The sequence below is a fragment of the Tsukamurella soli genome, assembly GCF_039541155.1.
Lineage (GTDB): Bacteria > Actinomycetota > Actinomycetes > Mycobacteriales > Mycobacteriaceae > Tsukamurella > Tsukamurella soli.
This window is the reverse complement of record NZ_BAABFR010000030.1, coordinates 30,951-53,635: the sequence shown is the minus strand read 5'-3', so window position 1 is coordinate 53,635 and position 22,685 is coordinate 30,951. Positions and strand designations below refer to the sequence as shown.

General features: G+C 71.2%; 20 protein-coding genes, 2 pseudogenes and 1 riboswitch. Of the genes and pseudogenes, 20 read left to right on the top strand and 2 right to left on the bottom strand.

Features of this window, described 5'->3' with window-relative positions:
* The 9 genes and pseudogenes from ABD908_RS11645 to xerD form a co-directional block, all read left to right on the top strand.
* Nucleotides 1-213: pseudogene (locus ABD908_RS11645) on the top strand (16S/23S rRNA (cytidine-2'-O)-methyltransferase); the annotation flags it as partial.
* Nucleotides 214-289: 76 nt separating this feature from the next.
* The gene (locus ABD908_RS11640) at nucleotides 290-1,156 is read left to right on the top strand and encodes an NAD kinase (protein ID WP_385920543.1); all 867 of its coding nucleotides are present in this window, start codon (nucleotides 290-292) and stop codon (nucleotides 1,154-1,156) included.
* A gap of 9 nt (nucleotides 1,157-1,165) precedes the next feature.
* Complete coding sequence (gene recN / locus ABD908_RS11635) at nucleotides 1,166-3,001, top strand: DNA repair protein RecN (RefSeq protein ID WP_344995452.1); 1,836 nt, start codon at nucleotides 1,166-1,168, stop codon at nucleotides 2,999-3,001.
* Nucleotides 3,002-3,068: 67 nt separating this feature from the next.
* On the top strand, nucleotides 3,069-4,259 hold the full coding sequence (gene steA, locus ABD908_RS11630) for a putative cytokinetic ring protein SteA (protein ID WP_344995449.1): 1,191 nt from the start codon (nucleotides 3,069-3,071) through the stop codon (nucleotides 4,257-4,259).
* 3 nt (nucleotides 4,260-4,262) lie between these two features.
* Nucleotides 4,263-5,234: a copper transporter gene (locus ABD908_RS11625; protein ID WP_344995446.1), complete on the top strand. Its 972-nt coding sequence runs from the start codon at nucleotides 4,263-4,265 to the stop codon at nucleotides 5,232-5,234.
* Nucleotides 5,235-5,246: 12 nt separating this feature from the next.
* Nucleotides 5,247-5,579, top strand: coding sequence for a hypothetical protein (locus tag ABD908_RS11620; RefSeq protein WP_344995443.1), 333 nt, complete (start codon nucleotides 5,247-5,249; stop codon nucleotides 5,577-5,579).
* Between the two features lie 152 nt (nucleotides 5,580-5,731).
* Entirely contained in the window at nucleotides 5,732-7,498 is a 1,767-nt protein-coding gene (gene pyrG / locus ABD908_RS11615; protein WP_344995440.1) for a CTP synthase, read from the top strand.
* Nucleotides 7,491-8,132, top strand: a complete 642-nt coding sequence (locus ABD908_RS11610) for an NUDIX domain-containing protein (RefSeq protein WP_344995437.1) — start codon at nucleotides 7,491-7,493, stop codon at nucleotides 8,130-8,132. The genes pyrG and ABD908_RS11610 overlap by 8 nt, the downstream gene beginning before the upstream one ends.
* A complete protein-coding gene (gene xerD, locus ABD908_RS11605) occupies nucleotides 8,129-9,082 on the top strand; it encodes a site-specific tyrosine recombinase XerD (RefSeq protein ID WP_344995434.1) in 954 nt (317 codons plus the stop codon). Before ABD908_RS11610 ends, xerD begins: the two co-directional genes overlap by 4 nt.
* A 42-nt stretch (nucleotides 9,083-9,124) precedes the next feature.
* On the opposite strand, the gene ABD908_RS11600 is transcribed toward xerD, so the two are convergent.
* Nucleotides 9,125-9,523, bottom strand: coding sequence for a PPOX class F420-dependent oxidoreductase (locus ABD908_RS11600; protein WP_344995431.1), 399 nt, complete (start codon nucleotides 9,521-9,523; stop codon nucleotides 9,125-9,127).
* A gap of 155 nt (nucleotides 9,524-9,678) precedes the next feature.
* Between ABD908_RS11600 and ABD908_RS11595 the strand changes: the two genes are divergently transcribed.
* The 8 genes and pseudogenes from ABD908_RS11595 to ABD908_RS11560 all read left to right on the top strand — a co-directional run.
* Nucleotides 9,679-10,560 (top strand): ParA family protein, encoded by an 882-nt coding sequence (locus tag ABD908_RS11595; protein ID WP_344995460.1) that lies wholly within the window; start codon nucleotides 9,679-9,681, stop codon nucleotides 10,558-10,560.
* Complete coding sequence (locus ABD908_RS11590; protein ID WP_344995428.1) at nucleotides 10,557-11,378, top strand: segregation and condensation protein A; 822 nt, start codon at nucleotides 10,557-10,559, stop codon at nucleotides 11,376-11,378. The genes ABD908_RS11595 and ABD908_RS11590 overlap by 4 nt, the downstream gene beginning before the upstream one ends.
* Nucleotides 11,375-12,100, top strand: a complete 726-nt coding sequence (gene scpB / locus ABD908_RS11585) for an SMC-Scp complex subunit ScpB (protein WP_344995425.1) — start codon at nucleotides 11,375-11,377, stop codon at nucleotides 12,098-12,100. Before ABD908_RS11590 ends, scpB begins: the two co-directional genes overlap by 4 nt.
* Nucleotides 12,101-12,118: 18 nt before the next feature.
* Nucleotides 12,119-13,162, top strand: a complete 1,044-nt coding sequence (locus ABD908_RS11580; RefSeq protein ID WP_344995422.1) for a pseudouridine synthase — start codon at nucleotides 12,119-12,121, stop codon at nucleotides 13,160-13,162.
* 17 nt (nucleotides 13,163-13,179) lie between these two features.
* Nucleotides 13,180-13,866 (top strand): (d)CMP kinase, encoded by a 687-nt coding sequence (cmk, locus tag ABD908_RS11575; protein WP_344995457.1) that lies wholly within the window; start codon nucleotides 13,180-13,182, stop codon nucleotides 13,864-13,866.
* Complete coding sequence (gene der / locus ABD908_RS11570) at nucleotides 13,866-15,290, top strand: ribosome biogenesis GTPase Der (RefSeq protein ID WP_344995419.1); 1,425 nt, start codon at nucleotides 13,866-13,868, stop codon at nucleotides 15,288-15,290. The genes cmk and der overlap by 1 nt, the downstream gene beginning before the upstream one ends.
* Nucleotides 15,277-16,581 (top strand): MFS transporter, encoded by a 1,305-nt coding sequence (locus ABD908_RS11565; RefSeq protein WP_344995416.1) that lies wholly within the window; start codon nucleotides 15,277-15,279, stop codon nucleotides 16,579-16,581. Before der ends, ABD908_RS11565 begins: the two co-directional genes overlap by 14 nt.
* Nucleotides 16,582-16,583: 2 nt before the next feature.
* Nucleotides 16,584-16,751, top strand: a pseudogene (locus tag ABD908_RS11560) (AAA family ATPase); the annotation flags it as partial.
* Between the two features lie 498 nt (nucleotides 16,752-17,249).
* Here ABD908_RS11560 and ABD908_RS11555 read toward each other — a convergent pair.
* Entirely contained in the window at nucleotides 17,250-18,032 is a 783-nt protein-coding gene (locus ABD908_RS11555; protein WP_344995413.1) for a DUF4253 domain-containing protein, read from the bottom strand.
* 364 nt (nucleotides 18,033-18,396) lie between these two features.
* A riboswitch (Fluoride riboswitch) is annotated at nucleotides 18,397-18,488 on the top strand.
* Nucleotides 18,489-18,576: 88 nt separating this feature from the next.
* Here ABD908_RS11555 and ABD908_RS11550 point away from each other — a divergent pair.
* From ABD908_RS11550 to ABD908_RS11540, 3 genes are read left to right on the top strand one after another with little or no spacing between them, the layout of a single operon-like run.
* Nucleotides 18,577-19,614, top strand: a complete 1,038-nt coding sequence (locus ABD908_RS11550) for an MFS transporter (RefSeq protein ID WP_344995410.1) — start codon at nucleotides 18,577-18,579, stop codon at nucleotides 19,612-19,614.
* Nucleotides 19,611-21,191: a MutS-related protein gene (locus ABD908_RS11545; RefSeq protein ID WP_344995407.1), complete on the top strand. Its 1,581-nt coding sequence runs from the start codon at nucleotides 19,611-19,613 to the stop codon at nucleotides 21,189-21,191. The genes ABD908_RS11550 and ABD908_RS11545 overlap by 4 nt, the downstream gene beginning before the upstream one ends.
* Nucleotides 21,188-22,678, top strand: coding sequence for a MutS-related protein (locus tag ABD908_RS11540; protein ID WP_344995405.1), 1,491 nt, complete (start codon nucleotides 21,188-21,190; stop codon nucleotides 22,676-22,678). The genes ABD908_RS11545 and ABD908_RS11540 overlap by 4 nt, the downstream gene beginning before the upstream one ends.
* The last annotated feature ends 7 nt before the right edge of the window (nucleotides 22,679-22,685 follow it).

The window sequence follows — 22,685 nt, the reverse complement described above, 5'->3', positions numbered from 1 at the left end:
GGCGCGGTGACGACGGTGGCGCGGGCCGCAGCCGCCGTCGGGCTCAGGACGCGGGGCGTGGCGGCCAGCCCGCTGCCCGGGCCGTCCGGCAACGTCGAGTACTTTCTGTGGCTGCGTCGCGAGCACGATGGTGCCCGCCCGACCGACAGCGACGAGACCGAGGCGGAACGGGCCGAGATGATCGAGCGCGCCGTCGCGGACGGGCCCGTCTAGCGAGGCGACCGGCAGCGCGACACGACAGGATCGGCCGGGCGGGAACAGCACGGCGGGAACGAAGGGAGGGCTGGTAGTGGATCGGGTATTCCTGGTGGTCGTACACACCCGCCGGACCGACGTGCACGTCACGCTGCAGCGGATCGTCGAACGGTGCTCGGCCGCCGGGGTGCGGGTCCGGATCCTCGAGGACGTCACGACGGTGGTCGACGCCGACGAGATCGGCGTCGGGTGCGAGGCGGTGATCGTCCTGGGCGGCGACGGCGGTCTCCTGCGCGCCGCGGAGATCGCGCGCGCGAACGACATCCCGATCATCGGCATCAACCTCGGCCACGTGGGATTCCTCGCGGAGGCCGAGCGCGAGTCGGCCGGCGAGACCATCGACCACCTGATCGCCCGTCAATACACGGTGCAGGCGCGGATGACCCTGGACGTCACCATCCTGGACTGCGGCGTGCCCGTCGCCGCGGGCTGGGCGCTCAACGAGGTGTCCATCGAGAACCGCACGCGGCAGGGCCTGCTCGAGCTGGTCACCGAGGTCGACGACCGGCCGGTGTCGCGGTTCGCGTGCGACGGCGTGTTGGTGAGCACTCCGACGGGCTCCACCGCATACGCGTTCTCGGCGGGCGGTCCGGTGATGTGGCCGGATCTCGAGGCCATCCTGGTGGTGCCCAGCAATGCCCACGCGCTGTTCGCGCGCCCGATGGTCACCAGCCCCGAGTCGCGGATCGCAGTCGAGGTGGAGAGCCGCAGCCACGCGGCGATCGCCTTCTGCGACGGCCGGCGCGTCCTCGACGTGCCCGTCGGCGGCCGCATCGAGATCGTGCGGGGCCGGCTGCCCGTGCGGTTCATCCGCCTCGACGCGGCGCCGTTCACCGACCGCCTGGTACAGAAGTTCGAACTGCCCGTGACCGGTTGGCGCGGGCGCGGCGACAGGGACTGAGGGAGAGGCGTGCTCGAGGAGATCCGGATCGAGAGCCTCGGCGTGATCGATGCGTCGACGGCCGAGTTCGCGCCCGGGCTCACGGTGCTGACCGGTGAGACCGGCGCCGGCAAGACCATGGTGGTGACCAGCCTGCACCTGCTCGCGGGCGCCCGCGCCGACGCCGGGCGGATCCGCGCGGGCGCGGACAAGGCCGTGGTCGAGGGCCGGTTCAGCCTCGCGGACGCATCCGCGGCGGACCAGGTGCGGGAGGTGGTCGACGCCGCGGGCGGAGATGTCGACGACGACGGTGCCGTCATCGCCGTGCGGTCCGTGTCGGCGGACGGTCGCTCCCGTGCCTACCTGGGTGGTCGCAGCGTCCCCGTCGGCACCCTCTCGGACTTCAGCGCGCCGCTGCTGACCGTCCACGGCCAGAACGACCAGCTGCGGCTGCTGCGTCCCGAGCGGCAGCGGGACCTGCTGGACGCGTTCGCCGGCGCGCCGGCGACCCGGGCTCTGGCCGCGTACCGCAAGGTACGAGCCGAGTGGGTCGGCGCGAAGGCGGAGCTCGCCGAACGCACCTCGCGCTCCCGGGAGCTGGCCCTCGAGCAGGACCACCTCACCGCCGCGCTCGCCGAGATCGACGGCGTCGACCCGCTGCCGGGCGAGGACGCGGAAGTGAGCGCGCGGATCCGCCGGCTCTCCGACCTGGACACGCTGCGCGAGGCCGCGGACACGTCGTACGCCGCGCTCACCGGCACGCCGTACGAGGGCTCCTTCGGCGACGGTGCGGGCGCCGTGCTGGACCTGCTCGGCACGGTCCGCGCGTCGCTGACCGGCTCGGACGATCCGGTGCTGCGCGAGCTCGCCGAGCGCGTCGCCGAGGCGACGACCATCGCGGGCGACGTGGCCACCGAGCTCGGTGCGTACCTGTCGGCGCTGCCGTCCGACCCGTCCGAGCTCGAGCAGAGCCTCCAGCGGCAGGCCGACCTGAGGACTCTCACCCGCAAGTACGCGCCCGACGCCGACGGGGTGCTGGCCTGGGCTGCCGAGGCCCGTACCCGGCTGGCGGGCATCGACACCTCGGCCGAGGGGCTCGCGGCTCTCACGTCGCGGGTCGCCGACCTGGGGCGTGCCGTCGCCGACGCCGCGGCCAAGCTCACCGCGGCCCGCACCAAGGCCGCGGTGAGCCTGAGCCGCAGGGTGACCGCCGAGCTCCGGAAGCTCGCGATGGGCGGCGCGTCGATCACCGTCGCCGTGACCCCCGACCAGGCGGGCGAGAGCGACCACGCGGTCCCGAGCGGCGATGGTGGCCCGGCCCGGCTGCGCGCCGGCGGCCACGGCACCGACGTGGTCGAGTTCCGCTTGGTCGCGCACGACGGCGCCAACCCGTTGCCGATCGCGAAGTCGGCCTCAGGCGGTGAACTGTCGCGGGTGATGCTCGCGCTGGAGGTGGTGCTGGCGCAGACCGAGTCCGGCCTGACGATGGTGTTCGACGAGGTCGACGCCGGCGTCGGCGGCAAGGCGGCGGTCGAGATCGGCCGCTGCCTGGCGGCGCTGGCCAGGCGGCATCAGGTCATCGTCGTCACCCACCTGCCGCAGGTGGCGGCCTTCGCCGACACCCACCTGACCGTCGGCAAACAGGTCCTGGGTGGCGGCAAGGGCAGTGGCGGTAAGGGCAGTGGCGGCAAGGGCAAGGCGGTCACGTCGACGCTGAGCGCGCTCAGCCGCGACGAGCGGATCGCCGAGTTGGCCCGCATGCTCGCCGGCATGGGCGACACCGACACCGGGCGTGCGCATGCGGAGGAGCTGCTCGTGGCCGCCGAGACCGACAAGGTCGAGCAGATCGGTGCGCACGCGTCGTAACAGAAGTTGCGTGTGTGCTCGGCGCGCCTCCTGAGAGTCTTGTGACTGACGGTGCAGAATTAGCCGCATGAAGCTGTCTGGCCTGCTGTCCCGCTCCACGGACGACCTCCCGGGCGTCACCGGCACCGCCCGTGTCGACAAGGACACGACCCGCCTGCTCCGGCGTATCGGACCCGGCGACGTCGTCGTGTGCGACGAGCTCGACCTCGATCGCACCACTGCCGAGGTGATGGTCGAGGCGGGCGTCTCGGTCGTCGTCAATGCGTCGCCGTTCATCTCCGGCCGCTACCCGAACCTGGGCCCCGAGGTGCTGTCCGCGGCGGGCATCGTGCTCGTCGACGACGCCGGCTCCGAGGTGTTCAAGCGGATCAAGGACGGGCAGCGCGTGCGCGTGCACGAGGGTCGCATCCTGACCGGCGACCGGGAGCTCGCGGCGGGTGAGCAGCTGACCGACGGTGCCGTGACCGAGCGCATGCTGGCGGCGCGGTCCGGTCTCGTGGACCACCTGGAGGCATTCTCCGGCAACACGATCGAGTTCATCCGCGTCGAGTCGCCGCTGCTGATCGACGGTGTCGGCATCCCCGACGTCGAGGTGAACCTCCATGACCGGCACGTGCTGGTGGTCTCCGACGGGCCCGACCACGTCGAGGACCTCAAGCGTCTCAAGCCGTTCATCAAGGAGTACGCGCCTGTGCTGGTCGGCGTGAACCGCGGCGCGGACGCGCTGGTCAAGGCCGGGTACCGCCCCGACCTGATCGTCGGCGATCCCGACCAGATCACCACCAACACCCTGCGCTCCGGCGCCCAGGTGGTCCTGCCGGCCGACGCCGACGGGCACGCCATCGGCCTCGAGCGCATCCAGGACCTGGGCATCGGCGCCATGACGTTCCCCGCGTCCGGGTCGCCTGCCGATCTCGCGCTGATCCTCGCCGACCACCACGGCGCGTCGCTGATCGTTTCCGTGGGACACCCGGCGTCGCTCGAGGAATTCTTCGACGCCGGACGCCGCGAGTCCAACCCGTCCACCTTCCTCACCCGGCTCAAGGTGGGCACCAAGCTGGTCGACGGCAAAGCCGTCGCCACGCTGTACCGCTCCCGCGGGCACGCCGGCGCCGTGGCGCTGTTCATCCTCGCCGCGCTGGTGGCGGTGGTGGTGGCGGTGCTGGTGTCCAACCAGGGCCACGATGTGGTGCACTGGGCGATCGCGGAGTGGAACCGCTTCGCCCTCTGGGTCCAGGGCCAGTTCCACCGCCTGTAGCCCATGCCGAGTCTTTCGCCGGGGTCACGGCGCCGCGCGGATGCGCGGCGCCCGGCCCTGTTCTGGGCCGCCGTCCTGGTCGCGCTCGCGGTGGGGCTCGCCCTGGGTGGCGGCGTCCTTGCGCGCTACACCGGCGACGGTGGCGTCACGCGCGACCTGCGGGCGCAGGTCGCCGACCTGAAGGCGGACAACCAGGATCTCACTGCGCGTGCGGATGCGGGCGAGGGGTTCGCCGACACCGTCGCCGGGCGGCTGTTCGCGGACGGCCTGTCGGACAGCCCCGTCGTCGTGATCGCTGCGCCCGGCGCGGATCCCGCCGACGTCAGCGCGATCACCACGTACGTCGAGCGGTCCGGCGGCACCGTCACCGGTACGCTCACCCTGACGCCGACGCTGTATGCGGACGGGCAGGCCGCGCGGCTGGGCGGCATCGTCGACCAGTCCGTGCCGGCGGGCGTGACGCTGGACCCGACGGTGGCCGATCCCGCCGCCCGAGCCGGTGACCTGCTCGGCGCGATCCTGCTCAGCAGGGGGCCGACGTCCGACCCCGCGCCAGCGGCACCGTCGGGCCCGGACCGCGCGAATGCGCTCGCAGCCCTGCGTGATGGGGGCTTCGTGACGTTCGACGGCGGCGACCCGGCGCCCGCGCGGGTCGCGGTGGTCGTCACCGGCGCCTCCGTCGCCACCTCCGCCGCGGGCCAGGGCCAGGCCGTGGGGCGGCTGGCGGCAGCGCTGTCGAAGCATGGTCAGGGCGCGGTCCTGGCGGGTCGCACGGGCTCCGCGGCGGGCGCCGGCCCCGTCGTCGTGGTGCGCCACGACGACACGCTGCACGCGAAGTTGTCCACCGTCGACGACGTCGGCACCGCGGTAGGCCGCGTGACGGCTGTGCTCGCGCTCGGCGAGGCGGCACACGGCAGGTTCGGGGCGTACGGCACCGGGCCGACGGCGAGCGCGGTCGCGCCGGGCGTGGGCTAGGGAGGCGAACCGATGACTACCTCCCGCTACCGGATCCGCGTGATCGCGGAGCTCCAACCCGACCACCCGGCGGCAGCCCGATACGGGTACCGCGCACTCACCCTCGGTGACTACATCAGCGAGATCGGCGGGCTCGAGGGCACGCTGATCGACAACTACGACCTGCCTCGCGAGATATCCCTTGCCGCATTCGCAGGGGCCGACCCGGCGATCCCGCTCGACCTCATGTTCGTCGAGGTCGCACCGGGTAGGGAGTTCGACCCGCCCGGGGCCGGCCAGGTGGTGCTCGCCGAGTACGACGCTCCCATCGAGCGACCGGCGTACATGCCACCGCGCACCGACTGACAGACGCGACCCGGTTCCATTCGGCTGGCAGGACGTTCCGCACACCGGGTGCGACCCGCCGCGGCCGGTGCCGCGTCCGGTGGGCGCGAATCTGCTGATACTCTGAAGTCCCGTAGATGAAGCAGGTTGTCCGCTCAATCACGGGAGTCTCGTTGCCTCAGTCACGCCCCCACGCTCGTGTCGCCACGAAGCACATCTTCGTCTCGGGGGGCGTCGCGTCCTCGCTGGGGAAGGGGCTCACCGCCTCCAGCCTCGGCCAGTTGCTCACCGCCCGAGGGTTGCGCGTGACCATGCAGAAGCTCGACCCGTACCTCAACGTGGACCCCGGCACCATGAACCCGTTCCAGCACGGTGAGGTGTTCGTCACCGAGGACGGCGCCGAGACCGACCTCGACGTGGGCCACTACGAGCGCTTCCTGGACCGCAACCTCTCCGGATACGCGAACGTGACCACCGGCCAGGTGTACTCGTCCGTGATCGCCAAGGAGCGTCGCGGCGAGTACCTCGGCGACACCGTCCAGGTGATCCCGCACATCACCGACGAGATCAAGGCTCGCATCCTCGCGATGGGCGACGCCGACGCCGACGGCATCACCCCCGACGTGGTGATCACCGAGATCGGCGGCACCGTGGGCGATATCGAGTCGCAGCCGTTCCTCGAAGCGGCTCGGCAGGTGCGGCACGACGTGGGCCGCGACAACGTCTTCTTCCTGCACGTCTCCCTGGTGCCGTACCTCGCGGCTTCGGGCGAGTTGAAGACCAAGCCGACGCAGCACTCCGTGGCCGCGCTGCGCAGCATCGGTATACAGCCCGACGCGCTGGTGCTGCGCTGCGATCGGGACGTCCCCGAGGGGCAGCGCAACAAGATCGCGCTCATGTGCGACGTGGACATCGACGGCGTGATCTCGTGCCCGGACGCCTCGTCGATCTACGATGTACCGAAGGTGCTGCACCGCAACCAGCTCGACGCCTACGTGGTCCGCAAGTTGGGGTTGCCGTTCCGGGACGTCGACTGGACCGTGTGGGGTGACCTGCTGCGCCGCGTCCACGAGCCCCGCGAGACGGTGCGGATCGCCTTGGTGGGCAAGTACATCGACCTCCCCGACGCCTACCTGTCGGTCACCGAGGCGCTGCGCGCCGGTGGCTTCGCGCACTGGGCCAAGGTGGAGATCGACTGGGTGGCGTCCGACGAGTGCGAGACCGATGCGGGCGCCGCCGCGGCCCTGCGCGGCGTCGACGGCGTGCTGATCCCCGGCGGCTTCGGCATCCGCGGCATCGAGGGCAAGCTGGGCGCCATCCGGTACGCCCGCACCCGCGGCGTCCCGCTGCTGGGACTGTGCCTCGGCCTGCAGTGCATCGTCATCGAGGCCGCCCGGTCGGCGGGCCTCGAGGACGCCAGCTCGGCCGAGTTCGATCCGGACACCGCGCATCCGGTGATCTCGACGATGGCCGACCAGGAACAGGCCGTCGCCGGCGAGGCAGACCTGGGCGGCACGATGCGGCTGGGCGCGTACCCGGCGACGCTGGGACGCGGCACCGTCGTCGCCTCGGCCTACGGCGCACTGGAGGTGTCGGAGCGGCACCGCCACCGCTACGAGGTGAACAACGCGTACCGCGACGCGATCGCGGAGTCGGGACTGCTGTTCTCGGGCACGTCGCCCGACGGCCACCTCGTGGAGTTCGTGGAGTACCCGCGGTCCATCCACCCGTTCCTGGTGGGTACGCAGGCGCATCCTGAGTTGAAGTCCCGACCGACCCGGCCGCATCCCCTGTTCGCGGCGTTCGTCGGCGCGGCGCTGCGGTACCAGGCCGAGGAGGTGCTGCCGGTCGACGTTCACGGAGCGGTGAGCGCCGCAGCGCCTGAGGGGGCAGAATCGGTGGGGGAGTCGGCGGACCGCAAGGAGGCGGAGAGTGCCTGATGTGATGCATGAATTCGAGACGGTGTCGACCGAGCTCGTTTACGACGGGCCGATCTTCGCCGTCCGCAAGGACAAGGTGACGATGCCCGGCGGCGGCACGGCCAACCGCGACGTCGTGGAGCACGACGGCGCCGTCGCAGTGGTCGCGATGAATCCGGACGGCGCAATCGCGATGGTCAACCAGTACCGGCACCCGATGGGGCGGCGGATGCTGGAGATCCCCGCCGGGCTGCTCGACCACTCGGGCGCCGAGACCCCGTGCGCCGCCGCTCAGCGCGAACTCGCCGAGGAGACCGGGCTGGGCGCGCGCGACTGGCACGTACTCGTCGACCTGGCACCGTCGCCGGGGTTCACCGACGAGGTGGTGCGCGTATTCCTCGCCACCGACCTGCGGTACTGCCACATCGCGGACTATCAGGAGGACGAGGAACTCGACATGACCCTCGAATGGGTCCAGATGCCCGACGCGGTGCAGATGGTCCTGTCGGGTGAGATCGTCAACTCCACCTCTGTGAGCGCGATCCTCGCCGCCACCATGGTGATGGACGACGACGCCCCGCTGCGTAGCGCCGAGGCGCCCTGGCCCTGCAGGCCGACGGCCTTCGCGGCCCGCAAGGGGCGCCCGGTCGAGTGAATGCGGAGCCCCTCGACGGTCAGGTGCGGGGCTTCCTCGACCACCTGACCGTCGAGCGCGGCGCGGCGGCGAACACGCTGCTGTCGTACCGCCGGGACCTGTCTCGTTATCAGGAGTACCTGGCGGACAGGGACGTCCGCGATCTGGCTGCGGTGTCCGAGGCTCATGTCAGCGGCTTCCTCGTCGCCCTGCGCGAGGGCGCTGGCGGGCACCCACCGCTGGCGGCCAGCTCCGCTGCGCGCACGCTGGTCGCGGTGCGCGGCCTGCATCGGTTCGCCGCCGCCGAGGGCATGACTCCGGCGGACGTCGCACGCGAGGTCCGGCCGCCCACACCCGGCCGGCGGCTGCCGAAGGCGCTTCCGGTCGACCAGGTGGTGGCGATCCTCGAGGCAGCGGGGGGCGGGTCCGACGGTGCCGGTGAGGCCGCGGCCTCCGACACCCCGGCGCGGCTGCGCGATCGCTGCCTGCTGGAGGTGCTGTACTCGTGCGGCGCCCGGATATCCGAGGTCACGGCCCTGGACGTCGACGATGTGGATCGTGAGGGTCGAGCGGTTCTGCTGCGCGGTAAGGGTGGCAAGGAGCGGATCGTGCCTATCGGCCGTCCCGCGATAGCTGCACTCGATGCATACCTCGTGCGGGGCCGGCCCGGGCTCGTGCGGCGGTCGGAGCCGGCGCTGTTCCTCAACGTGCGCGGTGGCCGGCTGTCACGCCAATCGGCGTGGCAGGTCCTGGCGACCGCCGCCGAGCGGGCCGGTATCGCCACGTCGGTGTCCCCGCACACGCTCCGGCACTCGTTCGCCACGCATCTGCTCGACGGTGGCGCCGACGTCCGCGTCGTGCAGGAGCTACTGGGCCACTCGTCGGTCGCCACCACGCAGATCTACACGCTGGTCACCGCCCAGTCCCTCCGCGAGGTGTACGCGCAGGCACACCCCCGCGCCTTGCGCTGACGGCGGTCCACCCGCGTCGTGGTCCGCGGCAGGATCCTGCGGCTACTCCGTCGTCGGGGTGATGACGAGCACGGCGACGCGGTCGTCGCGCTTGAACAGTCCCTTGAGGCGGCTGCCGAACTGGACGGCAGTCCCGATCAGGCCGTACTTGCGGCGCAGCGCGGCGCGGACCGCGGCGATCTCGGGTCCGGACTCGACGAGCCGGGCCGTGCCCGGCAGCGTCGGCGCCCCGGGGCGCACCTTGCCGCGCGCGTCGCAGGCCGTGAGCTCGACATGCGGGTCGTTACGCACTCGCTTGACCTTGCCGGCGTCAGGAGCGGTCCACACTCCGACCCGGCCTTCGGGCAGCGGCACGACCCACACCGGGGTGGGCACCCCGACCCCGGTGCGGCGGAAGGTCGTCACGGACACGTATCGCTCGTCTGCGATATCGACAGTCATGCTCCCAGTATGCGGCCGCGCTGACACACACGTGGCCCGCGTCCATCACCTGGGAGGTACCGCCCATTAAGGTGGTCACCCAAGGGGTGCGACGGCAAGGAGGTGCGGGAACGGTGTCACCGGACGCGGACAACCCGGGGTTGGACCTCGGGGAGCTGGCCCACCACGCCCCGAAGCAACCCCATCACGGACACGACGACGCGCTGGGCCCCACCGGGCGCCCGGTGCGCGAGTTCCCGGACCCCGCGCCCCGCACCAGCCACGGCCCAGCGAAGGTGATCGCGGTGTGCAACCAGAAGGGCGGCGTGGGCAAGACCACGACCACCATCAACCTGGGCGCCTCCCTCGCGAGCTACGGACGGCGCGTCCTGCTGGTGGACCTCGATCCGCAGGGAGCGCTGTCGGCGGGGCTCGGCGTGGCGCACCACGAGCTCGACCTCACGGTGCACAACCTCCTCATGGAGGCCCGCGTGTCCGCCGACGACGTGCTGATGCGCACGCGCGTCGAGGGGCTGGACCTGCTGCCGTCCAACATCGACCTCTCGGCCGCGGAGATCCAGCTGGTCAACGAGGTGGGCCGCGAGCAGACCCTGGGCCGCGCGCTCTATCCGGTGCTCGACCGGTACGACTACATCCTCGTCGACTGTCAGCCCAGCCTCGGTCTGCTCACCGTGAACGCCCTGGCGTGCGCGGACTCGGTGCTCATCCCTATGGAGTGCGAGTACTTCTCGCTGCGCGGTCTCGCGCTGCTGACCGACACCGTCGAGAAGGTGCGCGACCGGTTGAACCCACGGCTGCACCTGGCCGGCATCGTCGTCACGATGTACGACTCCCGCACGCTGCACTCGCGGGACGTGATGGCGCGCGTCGTCGAGGTGTTCGGCGACGTCGTCTACGACACCGCGATCTCCCGCACCGTGCGGTTCCCCGAGACGTCCGTGGCGGGGGAGCCGATCACCTCGTGGGCGCCGAAGTCGTCGGGAGCGATCGCCTACCGGCAGTTGGCGCGCGAGGTCATCGCCCGCGAGGAGGGATGACCGAGCCGGGGCCCGACGGTGGCGTCGCCGAGGTCTCCGCGCCGGTGGGCTTCCAGGTCAAACTCGTCAACTTCGAGGGGCCGTTCGACCTGCTGCTCAACCTGATCGGTGGCAGGCAGCTCGACGTGACCGAGATCGCGCTGCACGTCGTGACCGACGAGTTCATCTCGTACACCAAGCAGCTGGGGACCCAGGCCGGGTTGGACGCGATCACCGAGTTCCTGGTGGTGGCCGCGACGCTGCTCGACCTCAAGGCGGCGCGGCTGCTGCCGTCGGGTGAGGTGGACGACCCGGAGGACCTCGCGCTGCTCGAGGCGCGGGATCTGCTGTTCGCGCGCCTGCTGCAGTACCGCGCGTACAAGCAGGTCGCGGAGCTGATGGCGCAGCTCGAGGCCAAGGCCAACCGGGGCTACCCCCGGTCGGCATCGCTCGAGCCGCGCTACGAGGGCCTCGTGCCGGAGGTCACCCTGGGCGTCACGCCGCAGCAGTTCGCCGAGATCGCGGCTGCCGCGTTCCTGCCGAAACCGGTGCCGCAGGTGGGTCTCGGGCACCTGCACGTGCCCAAGGTCTCGGTGCCCGAGCAGGCGCGGATCATCGGCGATCTGCTGCGCGACGCGCCCGATCACTGGGCGACCTTTGCGGAGCTGGTCTCCGGGTGCGATTCTGGGGTTGCGATGGTGGCGCGATTCCTCGCGCTGCTCGAGTTGTATCGGGAGCGGGCGGTGATGTTCGACCAGCCCGAGGCGCTCGGCGAGCTACGGGTGCGGTGGTCGGGTGAACGCGACGACGTGACAGTGCGAGACGAGGACGACGAGTGACCGACGACACCGTGCGCAGCGAGCAGCCGTTCGGCGAGTCCGGCGCCGACGGTGACACGACGGACGGGGACGCGGCGGATCAGGGCCTCGGCGACGACGAGCTGCGGGCCGCGCTGGAGGCGTTGCTGCTGGTCGTGGACGCGCCCGTCACCGTCGACTCCCTGTCGAACGCGGTCGAGGAGCCGCTGGCTCGGGTGGCTCGCGAGCTCGCGCGGTGGCGCGAGGAGCTCGCCTCCCGCGGATCCGGGATGGACCTGCGCGGCACCACCGAGGGCTGGCGACTGTACAGCCGAAGCGACTACGCGCCCTATGTGGAACGGTTGCTGTTGGACGGCGTGCGGTCGAAGCTGACCCGCGCCGCTTTGGAGACCCTGGCGGTGATCGCGTACCGTCAGCCGGTCAGCCGGGCGAAGGTCGGCGCCGTGCGCGGCGTCAACGTCGACGGCGTGATGCGGACCCTGCTCGCGCGGGGACTGATCGTCGAGGCGGGGACGGACCCGGACTCGGCGGCCACGGCGTACGCCACCACCGAGTTGTTCCTGGAGCGGCTCGGACTGACGTCCCTCGAGGAACTGCCACCGCTCGCGCCGCTACTACCCGAAGTCGATGTGATCGACGACCTGTCCGGCGACCTCGACTCGGAACCGCGGTTCGCCCGCCTCGCCCGCAAGGGTGGCGCGGGAACGGCCGCCGGTCCCGGAGCGTTCGACCCGGACGCATGACATCTGAAGAGAAGGACCATGAACAGACCCGCTCGCCGTGACGGCACACCGGAACCAGGCCGCAGGGGTGGCGCACCCCGCGGAGGCAAGTCGCAGGGAGGCGCCCCACGCGGCGACCGCCAGGACCCGTCCCGCTCCGACCGATCACGCTCCGATCGCTCCCGCGGCGACGACCGCCGCACCGACAAGCCGCGCCAGGCTGCGCCGCGCCAGGCCCCGCGCCGGCAGGCGGAGATCCCCGTCCTCTCCAAGGCCAAGCCCGCGCGCCGGCAGCATGTCGAGTCACCGTCGGACTCCCTCGCCGCGGACCGAACCGGCGACGCCACCGGTGAGGGCGTGCGGCTGCAGAAGGTGCTCGCGCAGGCCGGGGTCGCCTCGCGCCGGGTCGCAGAGGACATGATCGAGGACGGGCGCGTCGAGGTCGACGGCGAGATCGTCACCGAGCAGGGTCGGCGCGTGGACCCCGACACCTCGGTGGTGCGGGTGGACGGCGTGCGCATCGTGGTCAACGAGAACCTGGTCCACCTCGCGCTGAACAAGCCGCGCGGTTGGCAGTCGACGATGAGCGACGACATGGGCCGGCCGTGCGTGGGCGACATCGTCGCCGAGCGGGTCGCCGCCGGGCAGCGGCTGTTCCACGTCGGCCGCCTGGACGCGGACACCGAGGGGCTGCTGCTGGTCACCAACGACGGCGACCTCGCGCACCGACTGATGCACCCGTCCTACGAGGTGCCGAAGACCTACCTGGCATGGGTGGCCGGCGAGTTCGACCGGACGCTCGGCAAGAAGCTGCGCAATGGCGTCGAGCTCGAGGACGGGCCGGTGAAGGTGGACAAGTTCTCAGTACTGGAAGTGTCGGAGGGGAAGTCGTTGGTACGCATCGTTCTGCACGAGGGCCGCAAGCACGTGGTGCGGCGGCTGCTCGACGAGGTGGGGTACCCCGTGGAGCGGCTCGTCCGCACCCACGTGGGGACGGTGGCCCTGGGCGACCAGCGGCCCGGCTCGCTCCGGGTCCTCGGCCACGACGAGGTCCGCGCGCTGTACCGGGCGGTGAGCCTGTGAGCGCCCGCGTGATCGCCATGGACGGACCGTCCGGCACGGGCAAGTCGACGGTGGCTCGGCGCGTCGCCGAGCGTCTCGACGCCCGGTACCTCGACACCGGCGCCATGTACCGCGCCGCCACCGTGCAGGTCCTCGACTCGGACATCGACCCCGCGGACGCCGTCGCCGTCGCCGCGGCCACGGTCGACCTGCCGTTGGCCATGGGCTGCGACCCCGCCCAGGAGATCGTCGAGCTCGACGGTGTCTCCATCGCTCGCCGAATCCGCGAGGACGACGTGACAGCCAACGTCTCGGCGGTCTCCGCCGTGCCCGAGCTGCGCGCGCGTCTCGTCGACTACCAGCGCGCGATCGCCGAGGACTTCGACGAGGTGGACGACCCGCACGGCGGGCTGATCGTGGTGGAGGGCCGCGACATCGGCACCGTCGTCTTCCCGTCCGCCGCCGTCAAGGTCTACCTGACCGCGTCCGCGGAGACCCGTGCCGCGCGCCGGCACGCACAGAACCTGGAGCTCGGCCTGCCCAGCGACCTCGCCGACGTGCTCGCGTCGGTGCAGCGCCGCGACGAGGCCGACTCCACTCGCAAGACCTCACCACTGCGTCCGGCGGACGACGCGGACCGCGTAGACACGTCCGAGCTCACGCTCGACGAGACCGTCGACGCCGTCGTAGCACTGGTGACCGACCGGATCGGGGTGGCGCACTGATGAGTGATGGACTGGAGACCGCCGGCGACGGCGTGTGGACGGACGAGGCCGAGTGGTCGGACACCGCGCTGGCAGAGCTGGCCGGCGAGGCCGCCGCCGAGGCGGTTCCGCTGCCGACGGTGGCGATCGTCGGCCGCCCGAACGTGGGCAAGTCGACGCTCGTGAACCGCATCCTCGGCCGCCGCGAGGCGGTCGTCGAGGATGTGCCGGGCGTGACCCGCGATCGCATCTCCTACGAGGCGAACTGGGCCGGGCGCCGGTTCCTGGTGCAGGACACCGGCGGCTGGGAGCCCGACGCGAAGGGCATGGCGCAGTCCGTGGCGCAGCAGGCCGAGGTGGCCATGCGGACCGCCGACGTGATCGTCGTCGTGGTGGACGCCCGGGTCGGGGCGACCACCACCGACGAGGCCGTCGCCCGTACGCTGCGGCGCTCGAAGGCGCCCGTGATCCTGGTCGCGAACAAGGTCGACGACGAGCGCCTCGAATCCGAGGCCGCCACGCTGTGGTCGCTGGGCCTGGGGGAGCCGCTCACCGTCTCCGCCACCCACGGTCGCGGCACGGGCGACCTGCTCGACGTGATCCTGGAGAAGCTGCCGGAGACCCCTCGTGAGGGCACCGGCGGCATCGGGGGGCCGCGGCGCGTGGCGCTCGTCGGCAAGCCGAACGTGGGCAAGAGCTCGCTGCTCAACAAGCTCACCGGCGAGAACCGCTCGGTAGTCGACAACGTGGCCGGCACCACCGTCGACCCCGTCGACTCCCTCGTCGAGCTGGGCGGGCGCGTGTGGAAGTTCGTCGACACGGCCGGGCTGCGCAAGCGGGTCAACCAGGCCAACGGGCACGAGTTCTACGCCTCCCTGCGCACCAAGGGCGCGATCGAGGCGGCCGAGGTGGCCATCGTGCTGATCGACGCGTCGCAGCCGCTCACCGAGCAGGACCTGCGGGTGCTGTCGATGGTGGTCGAATCGGGCCGGGCGGTGGTGATCGCCTACAACAAGTGGGACCTCGTCGACGAGGACCGGCGGCTGCAGCTCGAGAAGGAGATCGATCGCGAGCTGGTGCAGCTGCCTTGGGCGCAGCGGGTCAACATCTCGGCGCACACCGGGCGCGCTGTCCAGAAGCTGGTGCCTGCGATCGAGACCGCGCTCGAGTCGTGGGACAAGCGTGTCTCGACCGGCCGGCTGAACAACTGGCTCAAGGAGGTCATGGCCGCGACCCCGCCGCCGCTCCGTGGGGGCAAGCTGCCGCGCGTGCTGTTCGCGACCCAGGCCGGGACCCGGCCGCCGACGTTCGTGCTGTTCAGCACAGGCTTCCTCGAGGCCGGTTACCGCCGGTTCCTGGAGCGACGGCTGCGGGAGGAGTTCGGCTTCGAGGGATCGCCCGTTCGGGTCAACGTGCGCGTCCGTGAGAAGCGTGCCAAGAAGTAGCGAGCTGACGCCTCCGAGGGCCTGGGTGGCCGCGTGGTGCGCCTGGGACTGGGGTTCGGCGGCGTTCAACGCGGTGATGACGACGTTCGTGTTCACCGTGTACCTCACCTCCTCGGTGGGTAAGCACCTGCCGGGGCCCATGAGTGCCACCAGCTGGCTGTCCTGGGCGATGGCAGCCGCGGGCCTGCTCGTCGCGGTGCTGGCGCCGGTGATGGGGCAACGCTCCGATGCGGCCGGCAGCCGGAAGCGCTCGCTGGGCGGGTGGAGCCTGCTGGTCTTCGTGTGCACGCTGTGCTGCTTCTTCGTGCGCGACGACTACCACTACCTGTGGCTCGGGCTGTTGCTGCTCGCGGTAGGCACGGTCTGCTTCGAGCTGTCCAACGTGCCCTACTACGCGATGCTGCGGCAGGTCTCGACGCCTGCCACCGTCGGGCGCGTGAGCGGCGTCGGCTGGGCGTGCGGGTACCTCGGCGGGATCGTGCTGCTACTGGTGTGCAACTACGGCTTCATCGCCGGTGACGGTGGCCTGCTGGGCGTCCCCACGGCCGACGGGTTGAACATCCGGATCGTCGCGGTGCTCGCGGCGGTGTGGTTCGGGGCTTCCGCGCTGCCCGTACTGCTCGTCCTGCCGCGGGAACCGCGCCGGGACGACGTGCCGCGACTCGGCATCGTCGGGTCGTATCGCGCGGTGTTCGCCTCGATCGCCGAGCTGTGGCGGGCCGACCGGCACGCCGTGGTGTTCCTGCTCGCCCAGGCGCTGTTCCGGGATGGGCTGGCCGCGGTCTTCACCTTCGGCGCCGTGCTGGGCACCACCGTGTACGGCATGTCTGCGTCCACGGTATTGGTGTTCGGCGTGGTCGCCAACGTGTTCGCGGCCGCCGGCGCGCTGGTCGCCGGACGCTTCGACGACCGGTACGGCGCCAAGCCGGTGATAGTGGTGTCGCTGGTCGCGATGGCCGTCGCCGGGTGCGCCCTGCTGGCGGTCTCGGGGGAGCTGATGTTCTGGGTCTTCGGGCTGATGCTCACGATCTTCGTCGGACCCGCCCAGGCGTCGGCGCGCAGCTACATGACCCGCCTCACCCCGCCCGGGCACGAAGGGCGGATGTTCGGGTTGTATCAGACCACGGGGCGGGCGGCGTCGTTTCTCGCGCCCACCCTGTTCGGTGTGTGCGTCGCCCTGTTCCACGCCGACCGGGCCGGCATCGTCGGGATCATCGTCGTGCTGCTCGCCGGGCTGGCCGTGCTGTTCATCGTCCGGCCCGCCCGCGACCGGGCGCTGGACCCTGCGTAGCGATGTTCATCGAGCGCGCGTACGTGCGGCCCGAGGCGCGGGCGGAGCTGCCCGCGTGGGTGCGGGGCGTGCCCGCGCTGGCGCCCGTGCTCGACGGTGCCGGGTTGCGCTTCACCGCGCCCGTCACCTTCCTCGTGGGCGAGAACGGTTCCGGCAAGTCGACTCTGGTCGAGGCGATCGCCGAGCAGTACGGCCTGGACTCCCGGGGAGGGCGTGCCTCGGTGCCCGGCGGCAACCTCGGCACCCCGAAGACGCCGCTCGGTGAGGCGCTCACGCTGGACCTGACCTTCGAGGGACGGCGGTTGCGGCGGGCGCCGCGGTCGTCACGTTGCCTGCGGCTCGCCGAGACGCTCGGCCCGCTGGTCGACAGCGGGTCGCAGGTGATCTGCGCGACGCACTCGCCGATCCTCACCGCGCTGCCGGGAGCGCAGATCGTCGAACTCACGGAGCAGGGCCCCGTCGACGTCGCCTGGCGCGACCTCGGGATCGTCGCGCACTGGCGCCGGTTCCTGGACCGCCCCGAGGCGTACCTGTCTGCACCGCCACCCCGGTCGCCGCGCACGCGGGGCGCGGAGCCGGACGCGGACCCCGAGATGCCGCGCGCGACATCGCGTCGCGGGTGTGGGACCGCCTACTGCGTGACGAGTGAGGCGCTCGCTACCGGTGCGTCAGTCCCACCAGAAGTCCCAGTGCAGCCACTCGGACAGGCCCTCGGCGTACTGGTCGGCCGGCAGCCCCTGGTCGATGTTGTCGGCGCAGAAGGCGTAGTGCTCGCCCAGGATCGCCTGGATCTCGTCGGCGCCCTGCGGTAGGCGCGACAGCTGGACGGTCATCGTGTCGAAGCCGAGGCCGATCAGCACGGCCCCGAACCGGTCCTCCCATGAGCGCAGCACGGCGGTCAGCTCGGCGCCGCGTAGCTCGGAGTTGGTCGCGCCGATCCAGCCGAGGGCGGCCGGGACGTCGGCCGGCCGGGCGACGGGGACCAGCAGGAGGCCCCCCGGGTGATCGATCTCGATCTGCTCGGCCGTCAGGTCCGGCCCGGGGATCGGCGCTGCGAGGGCCGTGACCGGGTCGGGTTCGGTGGAGTCGGGGTCGGTGTCCGGGTAGTCGGGCTCCTCGTCGGCGACCGCCTGCGCGGTGAGCACCGTCAGCGCCTCGATGGTGCGGTCGTCGGGGCCGGTGAACTCGCCGTCGAGCCAGGGGCGGGCGAGATCGTCGTCGTCCAGGCCTCGGGCGCGAACCGGCCACAGCCCCGTCTGCGGGAAGGCCGCCGCGAGCTTGCGGACCAGCGACTGCAGCTGCTCGACCTCGAGGATGTCCTCGGTGATCCAGGCGACGGGGCCGGGGTGGTCGGCCTCGGTCGCGGTGACGACGCGGCCCTTCGGGAGGGGGACGCCCCCGACGGTGGGCGTCGCCTCGGTGGGGAGGGTGCCTGCGGTGGAGCGGAACATCGGATATCCCTTCGTCGCGGAACTGCCTCGCGGCGAGCCTATCCGAGAGGGTGTCCGGAGTCCGGCAGACGACGGACGCGAGTCGGCGATGGGCCGGGCCGACACGTCGTAGTGGAGCAGCGATGACGTCGGACCAGCATCATGTCGGATTCGTCGATCGACTGGAAGCCGCGGACAGATGGAGCCGTCGAAGGCGAGACCGTCTGCGAAGACGCTCTCGTCGAACGAAGGCAGTCTCAGTGGGGGTAGTCGGCGGCAATCGCGAGGATCTCGTACCTGTTGTCAGGGTGCGGCATGCTCGCCACACCACGCCCTGCGTGAACCCTCCGATTGCACTGCAGAAATCGATACGAATGCGGTACGGTCCAGATGCGGCGATGGATCTCCGCCGAGCCGACCCGGACCAGTTCTGGACGGCTGAACCGCCTGCTCGAGGCTGATGGCTCCTTCCACGTGGGAGGAGTGTGTGCCAGTGCGGGCCGATACTGTTCAACCGGTCAGGGACGGATCGACACGCGGCATCTGGAGTGTCGGCGCCGCTTCATTGTTCAGCGACGCGAGCCACGAGTCGGTCACCAGCCTGCTGCCGACGTTCCTCGCTTCCACTCTGCACAGCGGCCCGGCCGTGCTGGGTGCTGTGGACGGTTTCGCCGATGCGCTCACCGGGCTGGCGAAGCTCGCCGGCGGACCGCTGGCAGCCGACCCGCGGCGGCGTAGCCGGATCGCCGCCGGTGGCTACCTCGGTACCGCCGTCGCGACCGCGGCGATCGGGATCTCCACGGCCGCTTGGCAGGTCGCCGTTCTGCGCGCGGTGGCGTGGTCCTCCCGCGGACTGCGCTCACCGGCGCGAGACGTCCTTCTCACCACGCTGTCGACTCGAGCGGGTTACGGTCGGGCCTTCGGTGTCGAGCGCGCCGGCGACAACGCCGGCGCGATCGTGGGCCCGCTGCTGGCGTCTGCCCTGGTGGTCGTCGTCGGCGTCCGGCAGACGATGATGCTGTCGATCGTGCCGGGCGTGCTCGCCGCCGTCGCCATCTCGGTCGCGGCGCGCGACGCCCGCCGCACCATCGTCCGGGAGGAGGCTCGGCGTGCCCTGGCGTTCAACCTCGCGGCGCTACGACGGGCGGGCTTCGCGCGCACGCTGATACCGATCGCGTCGTTCGAATTCGGCAACGTCGCAACGACGCTGCTGATCCTCCGGGCCACGGACCTGCTGCACACGGGCGAGCGCGACCTCGCCGCGGCGACCAGCATCGCGATCCTGCTCTATGTCCTACACAACGCCGTAGCCACCGTCTGGTCGATGCTCTCGGGGATCCTCGCGGACCGTGTCGGCGCCCGCCCCGTCTTCGTCGGCGGTACCTGCTGCTACCTGATCGGGTACGCGGCGTTCGCCGTCGGACCACACGCCCTCGCGGGCCTGGCTGCGGCGTTCGCCCTCGCCGGCGCGGGAATCGGCGCGGTCGAGACCACCGAGTCGGCCACCGTCGCGCGCTCGCTCCCGGAGGAACTGCGGGGCAACGGGTTCGGGGTGTTGGGCCTCGTACAGTCGTTCGGGGACCACGAGGCGGTGATGGGATGACCCTCCGCAGCATCATGTTCCGCGACCCCGACCCCGACGCCGCGTCGACGGTCGACGACACCGCACCCGCCTACTTCGCCGACCTCAATCTCGATCAGGTGGTCTCGGCCGTCGTCGCGGGCCGCGAGCGATACGCGCTCGAACCGTACTTCTACACCCCGCTGCCCACCGCGGCCGACGTCGAGTTCCGGCATGCCGTGTTCCAAGACCTCGAGCGCAGCGCGGAGCTGCACGAGGCGGCCGGGGAGTTCGCCGTGCGGATGCGTGCGGTCCGGGACGGCCTGGAGCGCGCCGAACAGACTCGCGACCGGCACGAACGCAACGGCTGGTTCCTCGAGGCCGCGCGTGGTTACGTCGATGCGGTGCAGCGGTTGGATCGGCGTCTGGCGCAGGTCGTGATGCTCTCGGAGGGGCTCCGTGATCTCCGCGACGAACTCTCGGACCTGGCGTTCGCCACCGAGTTCACCGAACTGGAGGCATCGGCGGGCGCTGTCGCGGATGCCCTTACAGGCGTGCGCTACACGGTGCACATCAAGGGATCCCACGTCCGAGTCAGCGCCTACGAGGACTCGGACGACTACGAGCAGGAGGTGACGGCGGCGCTGGCGCGGCTGAGCCCCGACGACGACGGCGAGCCGTCTACCCGGCGCACGCGGATCGGGACGATGAACCCGGTGGAGGAGACGATCCTCGGCCTGGTCGCGGAGCTCGAGCCGGCGGTGTTCGCCGAACTGCAGTCGTTCTGTGATCGGCATCGGCAGTTCGTGCAGCCCCAGGTCGACCTCCTCGAACGCGAGATCCAGTTCTATCTCTCGTATCTCGACTTCGTGGCGCGCACGGCTCCGGTCGGTGGCGGCTACACCTACCCGCAGGTGTCGGACGACACGGTCATGGTGCGTGCCCGGGACACATACGACCTGTCGCTGGCGATCCTGTCGTCCGGCAGTGGTTCCCCGATCGTGACCAACGACATCGTCGCCGAGGGACCGGAGCGCATCGTGGTCGTGACCGGGCCCAATCAGGGCGGTAAGACGACGCTGGCCCGCACGTTCGGGCAGCTCTTCCACCTGACCGCGATCGGCGTCCCGGTGCCGGGCAGGTCGCTCACCATCGGCCTGTGCGACACCATCGCCACCCATTTCGCCCGGGAGGAGTCGGGCGCGGACGCGCACGGCCGCTTGGAAGAGGAACTGGTCCGGCTACACGAGATCCTCGAGACGGCGACATCGCGAACGGTGATGGTGCTCAACGAGTCGCTCGCCTCGACGTCGTTGCGGGACGCCCGGCTGCTCGGGGCGGCCATCATGCGCCGGATGATCGCGCTCGACCTGCGGGCCGTCTACGTCACCTTCGTCGACGAACTCACACAGGCCGGTCCCACGGTCGTCAGCATGGTCGCGGAGGCCGATGCGGACGACCCGCGGATCCGCACCTTCAAGGTGGTGCGGCGGCCGGCGGACGGGGTGGCGCACGCGGAGGTCCTCGCCAAGCTGCACGGATTGGATTATCCCGCACTGCGATCGCGGATCGGGCGCCGGGCGGAGCGGTCGGCCGCGTCGTCGAGGAGGACCGAATGAGGACCAGACTGCTCTATCGCGACCGTGACGTCCGGGCGTTGCCCGCGCTACCCGAGAACGCCGACGACCTGATCCGCGACCTCGACCTCGACGCCCTCGTGGCGGTGATGGCGGATGACGCGCGACACCGTGACGTCGTTCGGCGCATCATGCTCGTCGGGGCCGACGATGTCGACGACATCGTCCATCGCCAGGACGTCCTCCGGGACTGCATCGCCACGCCGGACGCCGTCGCCGAGATCCACGGCATCGCGCAGGACGCACTCGACCGCGAGCGGCGGACCTTCCTGGGCATTCTGTCGAAAGCCTCACCGGCCCGGCAGATGTACCATTCTGTCGGGGTCCTCAAGCTGTACACGGCGGCCCTGGCGGACCTTCGCGACTGCTGCATCCGCCATGAAGGACAGTTCCGGTCGGCCGGCCTGCGAAGCCTCTGCTCCCGGATGGCGACCGAGTTCGACGAGTCGTACGTGAAGTCCGTCGAGGGGTACCTGGACAGCCTGCGGTTCCCGAAGGGGGAGTCGATCAGCGCCCGCCTCGGTACCGCGAACCACGGCACCGACTACCACCTCCGGCGCAACCGGCGTCCTCCGGTCCGCGACTACGTCCCGCTGCTCGAGCACTCCTCGCTGACGTTCGAGATCGCACCGCGCGACCTGGCCGGCGCGGAGGCGCTCGGCGAGTTGTGCAACCACGGCAACGAGGCCGTCGCCGAGATCCTCGCGGCGGCCGCGGAACACGTCAGAGGCTTCTTCAGCGCCCTCACCATCGAACTGACCTTCCATCTCGGTTGCGTCCGGCTGTGTCGCGCGCTGGATTCCGCGGGCGCGCCGGTGTCGTTCCCCACCGCTCGACCGGCCACAGCGCGCGGCTTCTCGTTCATCCAGCTCGTGGACCCGACGCTCGCGGTCCGCCGGGGTGACCGCCCGGTCGGCAACGACGTCGACGGGTTCGACGGTGACGTGGTGTTCGTGACCGGCGCCAACCAGGGCGGCAAGACGACTTTTCTGCGGAGCGTCGGGCTCGCGCAGGTCATGCTGCGGGCCGGAATGTTCGTGGCGGGGGACGACTACGAGGCGCCGGCACACTCCGGCGTGTTCACGCACTTCAGGCGGCCGGCGGACGCCACGATGAGGCACGGGGGGTTCGACGACGAGCTCGAGCGCATGAGCGCCGTCGTCGACCTGATCCGCCCCGGCGCGCTGGTGCTCTGTAACGAGTCGTTCTCCACCACCAACTTCCGCGAGGGTGCCGCGATCGGGGCAGCAGTGGTGCGGGCGCTGCGCGACGGGGGCGTCACCGTGGTCTACGTGACACACATGTTCGACCTGGTGGACGCCTTCGCGGCGGATCCGGGTGACACGCTGTTCCTGCGCGCCGAGCGCCGGCCCGACGGTGCGCGGACCTTCCGGGTGTGCCCCGAACCGGCGTCCGAGACCAGCCACGCCGAGGACGTCTTCCGTCGGATCTTCGGGGTTGCACCATGAAAATTCC

Coding starts and splice junctions, on each gene's coding strand:
- steA (WP_344995449.1), top strand. CDS start 3,069: ATGAAGCTGTCTGGCCTGCTGTCCCGCTCCACGGACGACCTCCCGGGC.
- ABD908_RS11625 (WP_344995446.1), top strand. CDS start 4,263: ATGCCGAGTCTTTCGCCGGGGTCACGGCGCCGCGCGGATGCGCGGCGC.
- ABD908_RS11620 (WP_344995443.1), top strand. CDS start 5,247: ATGACTACCTCCCGCTACCGGATCCGCGTGATCGCGGAGCTCCAACCC.
- ABD908_RS11600 (WP_344995431.1), bottom strand. CDS start 9,523: ATGACTGTCGATATCGCAGACGAGCGATACGTGTCCGTGACGACCTTC.
- ABD908_RS11590 (WP_344995428.1), top strand. CDS start 10,557: ATGACCGAGCCGGGGCCCGACGGTGGCGTCGCCGAGGTCTCCGCGCCG.
- ABD908_RS11580 (WP_344995422.1), top strand. CDS start 12,119: ATGAACAGACCCGCTCGCCGTGACGGCACACCGGAACCAGGCCGCAGG.
- cmk (WP_344995457.1), top strand. CDS start 13,180: ATGGACGGACCGTCCGGCACGGGCAAGTCGACGGTGGCTCGGCGCGTC.
- der (WP_344995419.1), top strand. CDS start 13,866: ATGAGTGATGGACTGGAGACCGCCGGCGACGGCGTGTGGACGGACGAG.
- ABD908_RS11555 (WP_344995413.1), bottom strand. CDS start 18,032: ATGTTCCGCTCCACCGCAGGCACCCTCCCCACCGAGGCGACGCCCACC.
- ABD908_RS11545 (WP_344995407.1), top strand. CDS start 19,611: ATGACCCTCCGCAGCATCATGTTCCGCGACCCCGACCCCGACGCCGCG.
- ABD908_RS11540 (WP_344995405.1), top strand. CDS start 21,188: ATGAGGACCAGACTGCTCTATCGCGACCGTGACGTCCGGGCGTTGCCC.